The 13,336-nt window shown below is 59.9% G+C and carries 12 protein-coding genes; 4 read left to right on the plus strand and 8 right to left on the minus strand.

All coding sequences use genetic code 11. The features are described from left to right. Positions 1-69 precede the first annotated feature (69 nt). The 3 genes from C7I85_RS23060 to C7I85_RS23070 all read left to right on the plus strand — a co-directional run bounded on the left by C7I85_RS23060 (position 70) and on the right by C7I85_RS23070 (position 2,509). Positions 70-447 (plus strand): RidA family protein, encoded by a 378-nt coding sequence (locus tag C7I85_RS23060; RefSeq protein WP_106726368.1) that lies wholly within the window; start codon positions 70-72, stop codon positions 445-447. A gap of 43 nt (positions 448-490) precedes the next feature. Then, complete coding sequence (locus C7I85_RS23065; RefSeq protein WP_106726369.1) at positions 491-1,228, plus strand: SDR family NAD(P)-dependent oxidoreductase; 738 nt, start codon at positions 491-493, stop codon at positions 1,226-1,228. Between the two features lie 222 nt (positions 1,229-1,450). Then, positions 1,451-2,509, plus strand: a complete 1,059-nt coding sequence (locus C7I85_RS23070; protein WP_106726370.1) for a D-TA family PLP-dependent enzyme — start codon at positions 1,451-1,453, stop codon at positions 2,507-2,509. An 837-nt stretch (positions 2,510-3,346) separates the two neighbouring features. Here C7I85_RS23070 and C7I85_RS23080 read toward each other — a convergent pair. The 8 genes from C7I85_RS23080 to C7I85_RS23115 form a co-directional block, all read right to left on the minus strand. Next, complete coding sequence (locus tag C7I85_RS23080; RefSeq protein ID WP_106726372.1) at positions 3,347-4,858, minus strand: amidohydrolase family protein; 1,512 nt, start codon at positions 4,856-4,858, stop codon at positions 3,347-3,349. A 74-nt stretch (positions 4,859-4,932) separates the two neighbouring features. Beyond that, positions 4,933-5,826, minus strand: coding sequence for an ABC transporter permease (locus C7I85_RS23085; RefSeq protein WP_106726373.1), 894 nt, complete (start codon positions 5,824-5,826; stop codon positions 4,933-4,935). Further along, the gene (locus C7I85_RS23090; protein ID WP_106726374.1) at positions 5,811-6,857 is read right to left on the minus strand and encodes an ABC transporter permease; all 1,047 of its coding nucleotides are present in this window, start codon (positions 6,855-6,857) and stop codon (positions 5,811-5,813) included. The genes C7I85_RS23085 and C7I85_RS23090 overlap by 16 nt, the downstream gene beginning before the upstream one ends. Further along, a complete protein-coding gene (locus C7I85_RS23095; RefSeq protein WP_106726375.1) occupies positions 6,854-8,416 on the minus strand; it encodes an ABC transporter ATP-binding protein in 1,563 nt (520 codons plus the stop codon). Before C7I85_RS23095 ends, C7I85_RS23090 begins: the two co-directional genes overlap by 4 nt. A 22-nt stretch (positions 8,417-8,438) precedes the next feature. Continuing rightward, positions 8,439-9,464: a BMP family ABC transporter substrate-binding protein gene (locus C7I85_RS23100; RefSeq protein WP_106726415.1), complete on the minus strand. Its 1,026-nt coding sequence runs from the start codon at positions 9,462-9,464 to the stop codon at positions 8,439-8,441. Between the two features lie 151 nt (positions 9,465-9,615). Further along, positions 9,616-9,936, minus strand: a complete 321-nt coding sequence (locus tag C7I85_RS23105) for an NIPSNAP family protein (protein WP_106726376.1) — start codon at positions 9,934-9,936, stop codon at positions 9,616-9,618. After that, complete coding sequence (locus tag C7I85_RS23110) at positions 9,933-11,564, minus strand: GMC family oxidoreductase (protein ID WP_106726416.1); 1,632 nt, start codon at positions 11,562-11,564, stop codon at positions 9,933-9,935. Before C7I85_RS23110 ends, C7I85_RS23105 begins: the two co-directional genes overlap by 4 nt. A 2-nt stretch (positions 11,565-11,566) precedes the next feature. Next, the gene (locus C7I85_RS23115; RefSeq protein WP_245445061.1) at positions 11,567-12,418 is read right to left on the minus strand and encodes a uracil-DNA glycosylase; all 852 of its coding nucleotides are present in this window, start codon (positions 12,416-12,418) and stop codon (positions 11,567-11,569) included. Between the two features lie 220 nt (positions 12,419-12,638). Here C7I85_RS23115 and C7I85_RS23120 point away from each other — a divergent pair, with 220 nt between their 5' ends. Then, positions 12,639-13,310 carry a TetR family transcriptional regulator C-terminal domain-containing protein gene (locus C7I85_RS23120; protein WP_245445062.1) on the plus strand — a complete coding sequence of 224 codons (672 nt, stop codon included), beginning with the start codon at positions 12,639-12,641 and terminating at the stop codon, positions 13,308-13,310. Positions 13,311-13,336 lie beyond the last annotated feature (26 nt).

Genomic DNA, 13,336 nt, shown 5'->3' on the forward strand with positions numbered 1-13,336 from the left:
ACACGACCCGCATCAATGTTGGGGAAGGTGGCCCTATCGACCTGCTTCTGAATTAGGAGAGACAACTTCATGAAACAAACCTTCGGTGGCCTTGGCGCCGGTTCGCTTCCTTTCTCGCAGGCCCACAGGGCGGGCGACCTGGTCTTCATTTCCGGCCAGGTCGCGTTCGGGCCCGACGGCAAGATCGTGCCCGGTGGCATCGAAGCCGAGACGCACCAGGTTATGGCCAACATCGAAGCCAGGCTTGCGGCTGCCGGCTGTTCGCTCGACGACGTCGTCAAGACGACTGTCTGGCTGGCCGATCGCGATGACTTCCCGGCCTTCAATCGCGTCTATGCAACCTATTTTCCCGACGCGCCTCCGAGCCGGTCCACAGTCGAGGCGCGATTGATGATCAATGCGGCGATCGAGGTGGAGGCGATTGCCTACAAACCGCTTTCGAACTGACATCCCCGCCCGCACCCAACGACATTCAAAAAGAGGCAAGCCGATGAACTTCAACAACAGAACAGCGGTTATCACCGGGGGAGCGCAAGGCATAGGCGGAGCGGTCGCGGAGCGGCTGGCCTCGCTAGGGGCGCGCATCGCGATATGGGACCTAGACCAGGCGCTGTCGTCCGAGGCCGCCAGGCGGCTGGGGAACGGCTCGATAGCCATGTCGGTCGACATCGCCTCCTGGACGTCGGTCTCTGAGACCACACAGCGCACGCTCGATGCCTTCGGCAAGGTGGACATACTCGTGAACTCGGCCGGCGTTGCCGGGATGAATGCAACTGTCGAGAACTACCCCGTTGACGAATTCCGGCGCATTGTCGATATCAATCTGCTTGGCACGTTCCACACCAACAAGGCCATCTTGCCGACCATGCGCTCCAATAACTACGGGCGCATCGTCAACATAGCGTCGATCGCGGGCAAGGAAGGGAATCCGAACGCTTCGGCCTACTCGGCCTCGAAAGCTGCCGTGATCGGCTTCACCAAATCGCTCGGCAAAGAACTAGCGGCGCACGACATCGCAGTGAACTGCGTCACGCCGGCAGCAGCTCGCACGCGGATATTCGACCAGATGTCGCAGGAGCATATTGACTACATGCTCTCCAAGATTCCGCGCAACCGGTTCTTGGAAGTCGGGGAAGCTGCCGCCATGATTGCCTGGCTGGCGTCAGAGGAGAACAGTTTCACCACCGCCGCAGTGTTCGACCTGTCCGGAGGTCGCGCAACGTACTGATGATCGGCTGAGAACGTTGAAGCCAACGAGTTCCTTGCTTCGCTGTCATTGGGTCCGGACACGCAAAAGACGTTCATCACCAGATCGGGCAAAAATGGACGCGGGGCTTATCCGGGACCAGGGGGCCATCAATGTGAGCGGGAATGAATCGTCTGGTTGCTCCTTCCGCCCAGCATGCCCGACTGCTCTCTCGCGGCACGTTGATTTGGAGGCTGAAAAGGCATGTTCGACGAAATCCAGACGCCCGCCGTGTTGGTGGACATCGATGTGGCGAAGCGGAATATTGAGCGCTTCCAGGCCTATGCCGACAGTCATGGGCTCAAGGTCCGACCGCATATCAAGACGCACAAGCTGCCGGCCATCGCCGAAATCCAGCTCGACGCCGGCGCGGTCGGCATCACCTGCCAGAAGATCTCCGAAGCCGAGGCCATGATCGCCGGCGGCAACCGGCTGACCGACGTGCTGATCACCTACAACATCCTTGGCGATGACAAGCTGCACGCGCTGGTCGCGCTGGCGCGCAAGGTCAGGCTATCAGTCGTCGCAGACAATGCGACCGTCGTCGACGGCCTCTCGGCAGCTTTCTCTGCCGCAGGCGTCACGCTCGATGTCTTCGTCGAATGCAACACCGGCGCCGACCGCTGCGGTGTCGGCTCGCCACAGGAAGCGGCCGACCTTGCCGGCCGGATCGCCGCGGCGCCCGGCCTGCATTTCGCTGGACTCATGACCTATCCGCCGGTGGACGGCGCCGCCAAGGTGCAGGCCTTCATGACCGAGGCGAAAGCGGTGATCGAGACCAGGAGGATTGCAGTTCCGACTATCACCTCGGGCGGGTCGCCGGACATGATGTCCGCGCATCTGGCGCCCATCACGACGGAGTACCGGCCCGGAACATATGTCTACAACGACCGCTCGCTTGTCGCGCGCGGGGTCTGCGGCTGGGGCGATTGCGCGCTCACGGTACTCGCCACCGTGGTCTCGGTTCCCGCCCCCAACCGTGCCATCATCGACGCCGGCACCAAGACGCTAACCTCCGACCTCCTCGGCCTCATCGGCCATGGTCATGTGCTCGGCCGGCCAGACATCACCATTGACCAGCTGTCGGAGGAGCACGGCCGCCTGTGCAGTGCAGGCGACATCGCCCTCGAGGTCGGCCAGCGCCTGCGCATCGTACCCAACCATGCCTGTGTCGTCACCAACATGGTCGACGGCGTCTACATCTACCGCAAGGACAAGGCCCCTGAACTCCGGCCGGTGCCGGCCCGGGGTAAGATTGTCTGAGGTACAATTCGTCTAACGAAACGGCATCCCGGGCGCAGCGTCCGAGATGCCTTTTTGTTTGAGGCAGAATTAGCGAACGAGCAGCACCGGCTAGTTGCTCGCTGGCCGTCGTCGGCAAAGTGCTGCACCGCAATTCGCTGGCATCACTCAACATTCCTACCAGCTGGCGAGGTCACTGGTCTTTCTATTGCCTTGGGCGCTCGCCACCCCGGCCTCGCGTCCGTGGAGCCTGACTGCCATGACCTAACCACTGATAGAAAATCGCTGGCCGCCTTGAAAGGATCTGAACCGCCGGCCATGTCAACCCAAACGGAATAATTAGATTTGCGATGGCAACCAAGCGCAAGTTCAAGAGCGACGCATTCGAGGTGACGTTGCCCCAAGATTTATCCAGTTTTGAGTTCGTATCCGTCGGTTGAGATGCCCTTGTGGGCGGTTGACGCGGTGGGTTTGTCGGGGTGCACATGACGGACCGCTTCCTCGACCTAAGGCCAATGATCGGACAGGCAATCCTCCACACCTTTGTCGAAGCTGATACGGTTTTGGACCATCCGCATAGTCAAGTCACCTCGACGACATAGTGTTATGGAGGTGGAACGCTCAGGTATTCGATGCGCTCATCTGTTCCTGAAGCCAACTCCGAAACGCGGCCACCTTTGAGGAACCGCGCCGATCGGATCGGACCGCATAGTAGGCGGTTTCAGTCGCCAGCTTCATGTCGATCACTCGCACGATGCTGCCGGAAACGAGGGCATTCGCGGCGTATATGTAGCTAAGCCGGGCCAACATGGCGTTTGCAGCGCCGGTGATCCTGCCCGGTGCGATCGACGCAATCGATCATGATGCTGCGTCTCCTGCATAGCGGTGCAGACCGATTACCTTGTCAGTGGCGCGCCGATGGATCTCGGCCATCGTGGAGTGGAAGACCGCGTTGCGCTTCTCGAGTTCCCCATGCGCCGTGAGATGGGCCGGGACGAGCTCGCGGATTTCAGCCAGTACCGAAGCTGCATCGATCATTTGCATACGGCCATCCCGAACGACAATCTGTCCCGCGACCATGACCATCTCAATGGAGGAACCGTTCTCGGCAAAGACGAGATGCTTGGCGATATCGTTGAGCGGCGTGAAGTTGAGCGTGGTGAGGTCGAGGATCAGAAGGTCGGCGGCCTTTCCAGCCTCGAGGGAGCCGGTTATGTTTTCCAGCATGGCGCTGCGTGCCCCACCAATTGTTGCCATTGCGAGAATCTCGTCGGCGTGAATCCAGCGATCATAGTCGGGTCCGGAAACACTATGAATCAGGCCTGCTGTCCGCATGACATCGAAAATTCGGGCCGTGTCGTTCGATGAGACACCGTCCGTTCCGAGACCAATGATTACACCTGCGTCGATGAGCCTACGGACAGGCGCGATACCGGCGCCGAGCTTCTGGTTGGAGACGGCATTGTGAGCAACAGAACACCTCGCCTCTCCCATCATTGCGATGTCTTCGTCGCTCACCCAAACGGAATGGGCGATCGTGGTATTGCGCGATAGCGCTCCCAGATCGCCCATATAGGCAATCAGGCTCTTGCCGAAGAACTCGTGGCCGGTCACGGCCTGCGTCTTGGTTTCGAGGATATGGGTATGCAGCGGCACAGCCATTTCAACAGCAAGTTCGTGGCAGGCCTGGAGCAGTTCCGGCGTGCAGCGTTGCGGCGCCGAGGGAGCGATCATGAAGTTGAGCCGGCCAGCTTTGCCATGCAGCGATGCAAAAGCTGAGCGGCAATAATCGATGTAGGTCGCAGCTGACATCGGCGAGCCGAAATCAAGTTTCTCCTGGAGGTGGAGCGGCATGATCTCTCTGGCATATGGCAGGGCGTCCAATGTGTGCACATTCATGACTGCGCTCGAGACATTCGCACGAATGCCTGCATCCTCATAGGCCTTGAACACCGTGGAAAGCCGCGTGAGGTCATGGCTGGGCGGATCGAAGAAATCGTCGCATATCGTCGTGACCCCGTTGCGAAGCGATTCCATGGCGAGCAAGAGGCTGCGGAGGTAGAGAAGCCTTTCGTTGACGACGGGGCCCATCAGCAACGGATAGGCGTAGAGAAGCCAGATCTCGAGCGGCAAGCCTTCATATCGGCCACGAAAGAAAGTTTCACTCGAATGGGTGTGGGCGTTGACCAGACCAGGCATTACGAGACGGTTGCGGCCATCAATCACGATTGCGTCCGGAGCAGCCGCGAGATCTTTGCCGATAGCGGATATTCTGCCCGCTTCGATTAACAGATCCCCGGCGAAAGGCTTGCTGCCGTTCGTGGCGTCCATCGTCAGTAGCGTCGCGTTTCGGATGAGTGTCTGAGGCATGGCGTGTTTCCTGCTCGTATCGAAGTGAAATGGCGACGGTCTCCATGGAAAACGCCATCGCTATTCACCGGTGGCTATTGGTCACGCAATTCGCCGAAACTGTTGTTAGCCTTGGTACCGCCGCGCAACTGCGTGCTGAACCAGACGCCGAGCACGGTCGCGATGTATGGCAGCGCAAGCAGCAAGTCGTGTGGGATACGGTCGCCGAACATAAGCTGTGCCCTAATGCCGAGCGCGCCGACCAAGGCGAAGAACAAGGCTGCGAAGGTGGCGCCGATGGGATGGCTTGCACCGAAGATGACCGCAGCGAAACCCATGAAGCCACGGCCGGCCGTCATGTTTTGCGCGAATATCTGAAGACTACCCGCAGCAAGCTCTGCGCCGGCGAGCGCGCAGAGCACCCCGCCAAGCATCAGGGCAACAAGACGCATCACCGAAGGATTGACGCCGACTCCGCGCGCGGCAAAGGGATGCTCGCCCGAAGCTGAAAGGCGCAAGCCGAAGCGGGTCCGCCGCAACATCATCCAGACGGCGAGGACGACAATCGGCATGATAGACACGAGGATAGAAAGGGAGCCGAAGGCCCCGAAGGCCGACCCGATGCGCGGCAATCCAAAAGGTGCGCTGACGGCCGCCTGCGTCCCGAATATCGACTGGACTGCCAGTGCGGTTCCGCCGAGCCCAAGGCCTGTAAGTCCCAGACCGGCGATGATTTGGTTGGCTTTGAGCTTCTCGACCACAAACCAGAAAAGGACGGAACCGAGGACGCAGATGATGATCGCTCCCAGGAGCGCGATCCAGATCGAGTGCGTAAGGACGATGCCGAGGATCGTGGCACAAGCTCCAGCGATCATCAGGCCTTCGAGACCAAGATGCCATATGCCGGCGCGCTGGGCGATGACACCTGCAAGCGCCACATAGATCAGCGGAGTGCCGGAACGAAAAATGGCGATTACGATGTCTTCCATACCCGTCCCCCGAGTTTAGCGATCCGGTCAACGAGACTGGATTTTGCGGTGATGAAGAGCGCGATGGCCGCGTTGATAATATCGATCGCCGAGGACGGCAGCCCGGCCATGATCGGCAAATAGAGAGCGGCCGAGGCGAGGCCGCCAAAGAAGAGCGATACGAAGGCTGTTCCGACGACCGAGAAGTTGGCGACGAGCGCGATCAAGATGGCGGTGAACCCGTGCCCTGACAGAAAGCCGCCTGTCAGACGTCCGTTCGGCCCCATGAACTCGATGGTGCCAGCGAGACCGGCGAGCGCTCCACTCAGTAGGAAGCTGGCGAGCCCGATACGCCACGTCCTGGCCCCCTGCCATTCGACCATCGTGGGGTTGCGGCCGGCCAGCCCCGAGAGCACGCCGAAGGCGGTCCTGTTCACCAGCAGCCACATGGTTATACCGACAAGGATAGCTATGGCGATGATCGTGGGAGACAGCCCGAGCGAGTCGCTGATGCGGTAGACAGCATCGAGCGGTCGGCTGGAAGCCTGCTGCCCTGTTCCCGCCGGATCCTTGAGCGGTCCGGCCGTCACATAGAGGAGCACCAAGCCGGCAAGGAAATTGCCCATCAGCGTGGTGATGACCTCGTCGGTACCAGACTTCAGCCGCAAAAGGCCAGGCCAGAGCGCCCAGAGCGCCCCACCAGTCATGCCGGCCAGGAAACAAGCGGGTATCAGGAAAGGTGCCGGTGCCCCACTTAGCCATTCTGCCGCGAAGGCGGCAGCAATCGCGCCCATGTAGAACTGGCCCTGCGCACCGATATTGAAGTAGCCGGCGCGGAAGGAAATGGCGACGCCGACAGCCGTGATGAACAGGGGAAGTGCCCATCGAAGTGCCTGCTGCAGGGCACCTGCCCTGAGGAAGGCTCCATCGGCTATCGAATGAAACATCAACGGCGCCGAGTAGCCCGCGAGCTGAAAGATCACGCCGCACAGTGCCAGACCGATCAGGATGAAGATCAGCGCACGGAACACGGATATGAAGCGTTCGATCATCTGAGGACTCCTGTCATGGCCGCGCCGACAGCAGCGATGTCATAGGGTGGATGAAACTCCGCGACGATCCGGCCGGACAGCATGACGATTACGCGGTCCGATATGTCGAAGATCTCGTCGAGATCCGAAGAGATGAACAGCAGTCCGCAGCCGCGGCCCCGCGCCTTGCGCATCGAATCCCAGACGAATGAGGTGGCCCCGATATCGAGGCCTCGCGTCGGTTGAGCTGCGAGAATGAGCCGCGCATCCTCATCCATCTCGCGCGACAGGATGACCTTCTGCGCGTTGCCTCCGGATAAAGAGCCGGCCCGCTGGCCGACGTTGGAATAGCGGACGTCCCACTGCTTCAACGCAGCGTCGCAGTGTTTCCGTATCTGGGACGGTTTGATGGCTGAGAGCAGCTTTGTCTGCAGAAGTCCACAGGCTGACCAGTTCTCCCAAAGGGAACTGGTCAGGCTCAGCCCTTCGACGTTGCGCTCAAACGGGATCACCCGGAGTCCAGCTGTCCGCCGTGAGACCAGCGGCACATTCGTCACGTCGCCCCCATTGATGGCGATCTGGCCTTCGACAATGTCGGACAGCGCGGAAATCGCACGTACCAACGTTCTCTGTCCATTGCCTTCGACCCCCGCCACTCCGACGATTTCCCCCGAGCGAATGGCGAGATTGACCTTGTCGAGGGCGGGGCCTTCGAGATCGGGCCTAGTAGACACATCGCGCATATCGAGGACCGGTGCGCGACTTGAGGCGGTTTCGCGCGCTTCAACATGAGTCAGGGCTGCCGCCCTGGTCAAAGGGGCCTTGTCTTCAGACTTCAGATTGCGTGCAGCCGCCGGCCCGATGATGAGTTCGGCCAGACGATTGGCATCGATTTCGGCGCAGGGCAGCGGACCGTCGACAAGGCGGCCGCCGCGCAGCACCGTGACGGTGTCGGCGATCGCTAGCACTTCCCGGATCTTGTGCAGGATCAGGATGACAGTGACACCCCGCTCCTTCAGGCGCCGGACCCGCTCAAAGAGCTTTTCCGCGCCCTCGGGCGAGAGAACCGCTGTAGGCTCGTCCAAAATCAGCAGCTTTGCCTCCGAGACGAGTGCTCTGGCGATCTCGACGCCCTGCTGTGTTTCCACCGGCAGGTCCCGAATCCGCTGTTTGGCCTGCACCCTGACGTCGAGAGCATCGAGATGCGGTTGCCAGCGCTTTTCAAGCCCACCTTTGGTGAACATCCCACCACCATCCGCGCCGAATTGCATCGCTTCTGCAACGCTGAAGGAGGGAGGCAGGGCAAAGCTCTGATGGACGAGCTCGACCCCGGCCTTGCGAGCATCATTGACGTTGCCGCCCGGAAGCGGGCGGCCGTCGATCTCGAGCTCGCCGGATGCCGGGCGGACGAGGCCTGCCAGAACCCGGGCAAAGGTCGTCTTGCCCGCGCCGTTCTGGCCGACGACGGCGTGGATCATGCCACGTTCGAAAACGGCTCCGACATCTGAGAGCGCCACGATGTGGCCGTATCGCACTGTCACATCGCGGCATTGAAAAATGGGGGAACGGTCCTCTGTCATCGCAGCATGATCCAATTGGGGGTCAGAGGGTCGTGTTGAATGGAACCTTGAGGGAGCCGTCGAGGATCGCCGCTTTCGCTGCCGCGATTTCCGGCTCGACTGCTTTCGCCTTCGCTACGATGTCTGGTGCTCCCTGCTCTGCGAAGAGAGGCGACGGGATAAAATCGATGACTCCAGTTCCAAGACCGGTATGCTCGTGCGTGCCGCCGGCCCACCCGCTGCCAAGTGCCTTGGTGACCTCGTTGTAGAGCGAGGTGCCGAAGTCGAGACCGACGATCGAGATGACGGATTTGGGTCCCTGCGGAAACTGGGCGGGATCGAGCACGCTCACGAGACGGCCCTCCGCCTCGTTGGCGGCAGCAGTAATGCCGAAATCGGTCGCTGCGGCATCGGTCTGGATGTAGTCGATACCGCTCGAGTACATCTGTGTTGCAATCTCCTGACCCTTGGCGGGGTCTTGGAAGGAGCCGGCGAAGGCAACTGATACTGTTGCATCCGGGCGGACGGACTGGGCGCCGGCCTTGAAAGCATTGAAGTCGGCGTTGATCGGCGGGATGGACACGCCACCGATGAAACCGAGCTTGCCTGTCTTGCTCACACGTGCAGCAAAGATGCCGGAGAGATAGCAGCCGAGATAGTAGTCATAGGAGACCGTAGCGACATTGGGGATCGCGGGTTCGAAGGGATCGGCAAAGAGCTGGATCCACTTGGTGTTAGGATAGGAAGGGGCGAGAGCCTTGAAGGGCTCTGCCACTTCATTGAAAGTCGAGACGATCACGGCGGCACCGACATCGGCCAGCGTGCGGAAGATGGTTTCGTAGGTCGCCGGGTCCTGGGCGTAAACCGCGCGATATTCGAACCCCTGCTCCCCGGAGAGCTGCTTGAGCCTGGCGATCATAGAGTCGACCGGGCCTGCATCTCCCGCCGCCTGGGTATGAACCAGCGCCACGAGACCGCCAGACGCGTGCGCAGCCGCTGTCAGCAGGCCGCCCGCCATACTGAAGGCAGCCAGGCCTGCTGTTGATTGAAGAAAACTACGGCGGTCGATTGACCGACGCAGCATGTTCGTTTCGATCGGATTCTTGTTCATCATTTTCTGTTCCTTCTCTAGAGGTTCGATTTTCTCTTCGTTATTGGGGCGGCCCCAATCGCCGCCCGACACTCTCCTCTGGCGCAGCACCTCACGCCCATTTCCTGCCTCAGGCGCCCGGAGAGAATGGCGCCGGATTCATGATCATTGCGTCCTGGCTCTGGATGGCGTTGAGGGACCAAACGCCATTGATGAAGGCCTGCCAATCCGGATCGGCATACATCGCCGCGCGACGGGCCTCGCGGTCGGCGAGGCTGTCATAGCCCCACATCAATACGGTCGTGTGCAAATGGCCGATCTCGCTGACATAGAGGCCGAGGAAGCGATTCAGGTGCCGCTTCTGGATGGGCAGCCCCTCGGTTTCGTATTTCTTCAACCAGCCATCGAACGTTCCCGGTCGGAATGTGTAGGTCCGATGCTCCACGATCATTTCGACGTCTCCTTAAGAATAAAATCAGCGGCCCGCTCCCCGATCATGATCGACGGAGCATTCGTGTTACCGCTGGAAATGATCGGCATGATCGAGGCATCGGCTACGCGAAGGCCTTCGATGCCATGCACGCTTAGACGCGCGTCCACCACAGCCATCGGGTCGTTGCCCATTTTGCAAGTTCCGACCGGATGAAACGTCGTCATTGCATTGGCGCGCAGCCAGTCGATCATTTCGGCATCGTTTTCGACCGATGGGCCTGGCGCAAGCTCGCGGCCGCGATATTTGTCGAAAGCTTTCTGGTTGATGATCTCTCGCGTCATGCGAATGGCTTTGATCATCGTGCGAATATCGAACTCGGTTTGCAGGTAATTCGCAGTGATACGCGGACGGTCCATTGGATCCGCCGAGCGCAGCTTGATCTCGCCCCGGCTTTCGGGATTGACCGGTCCGACACGCAGCGAGAAACCGTGATTGGCCTCCACTCGTTCCTTCTTGAACGGATTCGGAAAATGCAGGTTTGCTGTCTTTTCGAGCGCCGGCATGAAATGAAGCTGAATGTCCGGCGCAGCAAGTTCTGCACGTGATTTGATGAAGGCTCCGGCCTCATAAGGGAAGGTCGTGGTGATACCTTCACCGAACAGCATGCCCTGTACGACGGACCAGGTAAGCTTGTCGGCCCGAAGATCGGAGTAAAGCGTGACCGGCTCTCGGCATTCGTATGCCATGACGCAATCGACGTGGTCCTGAAGGTTCTTGCCGACGCCGGGAAGGTCCTGGACGACACGGATATCGTGTTCCGCAAGTTCGTCAGCCGAGCCGATCCCTGACAGCATCAGAATTTGCGGCGAGTTGACGACGCCTGCGGAAAGGATCACGTCGCGGTTCGCATGGACCCGAGTGAGTTTTCCGTGCCGGCTGAACTCGACGCCGATGGCGCGACCGTTTTCGATGAGAACGCGCTGAGTGTGAGCGCGGGTCACGATGGTGAGATTGGGACGCCCTTTCGCCGGCCGCAGGAAGGCGAAAGCGGTCGAGCAGCGCTTGCCATTCGTGATGGTGAAATCGTAGCGACCAAAGCCCTCCTGGTCAGCTCCGTTGAAATCGTCGTTGAGGGGATGTCCTGCCTGATCACCTGCCTCGTTGAAGACATCGAGAAGCTGGTTCCATCCGCGCGCCCGGCAGACCGTGAGCTCCCCATTGGCATTATGGTAGGCGCCATTACGCTGGACATGGGCCTCCGAGCGCAAGAATGCAGGCAGCACATCATCGTAAGACCAGCCGGTAGCGCCCATTTGCGCCCAGCGATCGTAGTCATGGCGGTTGCCGCGCACGTAAATCATGCCGTTGATGGTCGAGGTGCCGCCCAGCACCTTGCCGCGCGGCCAGTAGAGCGATCTCCCGTTCAGATGCGGCTCGGGCTCAGTGTGGTAGTGCCAGTTGTAGATTCCGGAATGGAAAAGCTTGCCCATGAGCATAGGCAAGCGGAAAAGTGGATTGAGGTCTCGGCCGCCGGCTTCCAGCAACAGCACCTTGTTGGCCGGGTCGGCAGACAAGCGGTTTGCCAGAACGCAGCCGGCCGAGCCGGCACCGATGATGATAAAATCGTATGTCTTCGTTGCCGCCATGGTCACCATGCAATGGGTTCAACACCCATCGCCTCCAGATAGTCGTTGCAGAGAATGAAAGGGTTCGGACGGCTTAGAACGGCGTCGGCCCGCGCGGGATGGTCGCGCAGGATGCAACGAAGATGCCCGTCGGCGCTCTCGTCTATGCCGGCTTCGGCCAGCGCCTCCGCCGCAGCGTCGCCAAAGCCCAAGAATACGAGCGGTTTTCCCTTGGCCGTGAGGCGGCGCAGAGCTTCCAGGATGATCGGCCGCCAGAGTCGCAAATGCCCTTTGGATTGATGCGGGTCTATATCCACCTTGAAGCGGGTCAGCGTCAGCGAAGCATTCAGCAGAAGAACCCCTTCACTCACCCAACGATCGGCGATCTCGGAGGGTGACTCCACAGGGACAGACCCGTTTTCCATCGCCGCAAGCGTCTTGGGCCAATCGTCGAAGCTGCAGGCGTATGAGTCGTCCCCCGTCCTGGCGGCGACGATCAACTGCATGTAGGCGCGGATGCTCTTCGAGAACATCTTGTCGAGTTCGCGCCATCTGGCCACGTTTCCGGTTTCGAAGGCCCGACCGGTCGCAAAGCCCGGCTCGGGATATGGATCCTGGCCGAGAACGACGCAGCGCACCTGGTCGGGCGATATTCCGTCGAATGCCCTGAGGCAATGAGCGCCGGCCGGCATGCCTGGAAAGTTCTTCCCGCGACGAACAGGAAAGATCGGCTCCCAAACCTCGAGCTCGAGATCGTGTGCGACTGCTTCGAAATCTGGCTCAACACCTCCGATGAGCGCGCGCCATGGTTCGCCCAGATCCTCGGACCAATACGCCATGAACTCCTTCATGGCGTCCTTCAACAGAATAGGCATGCGCGCCCCTCCCCCAAGGCAACGAAATCCCGGCCAGCCCTCCAAGAACCTGACCGTTTTGTCAGCTTTTCATGAAAAAAGTTGACCGTTTTGTCAACTTCTATTTTATGGTGCCTCGATCCCCAAATCATGGGCCGATACGTCGACAACCTTGTCGGAAATAATTGACAGTCGACCTGTGAATGGTCGAATAAAACTGCGCAAAAATAAAGAGATAGCCGTGGCAGGAAGCCTAAAGAGAAACGATAGTATCGATGAGATTGCTGCTCCGGGCGTTTCCGAAGACCGAATTCGGGCACGAAACGTACAGAAGATACTTTCGGCCGCTGTCGAGGTATTCTCGCGGAAAGGGCTTGATGGCGCTCGAATTGTCGAGATTGCCAAGGCGTCTGGGCTGCCTAAGGGCAACGTCTACTACTACTTCTCCTCAAAGGAGGAGATTTACAACGCCACCATTGCTCATCTGATCCATAGCTGGGACGAGGCATTCCAGCACATCTCTGCTGATCGCGAGCCTGCCGTAGCAATTGAAGACTACGTTCGGACAAAACTTGAGTACGCCCGACAGAATGCGGCCGAAACACGCCTGTTCGCCAACGAGATACTGCAAGGGGCGGGCCACCTATCGGGAGAAGCTCGCGACCACATGCGCAGCATTACGGCAGAGAAGGCTAAGGTGATCGATGCCTGGGTTGCCGCCGGGAAGATGGTGAAGGTGGATGCGCGGCACCTGTTCATCCTGCTGTGGTCCGCCACACAGTTCTACGCCGAGTTCGAGGCATTGGCGTGTGATGCACTGCAGGTCGATCAGTTGAGGACCGCGGACTACAATCTGGCTGCGAAGACGATCACACAAACGGTCTTGGGAGGGCTCCTGCCGCGTCCATCATGAGGGATGACTAAGCCCGCATTGTTTCG

The organism is Pseudaminobacter soli (ex Li et al. 2025), from assembly GCF_003012705.1.
In the GTDB taxonomy this organism is placed as follows: domain Bacteria; phylum Pseudomonadota; class Alphaproteobacteria; order Rhizobiales; family Rhizobiaceae; genus Pseudaminobacter; species Pseudaminobacter soli.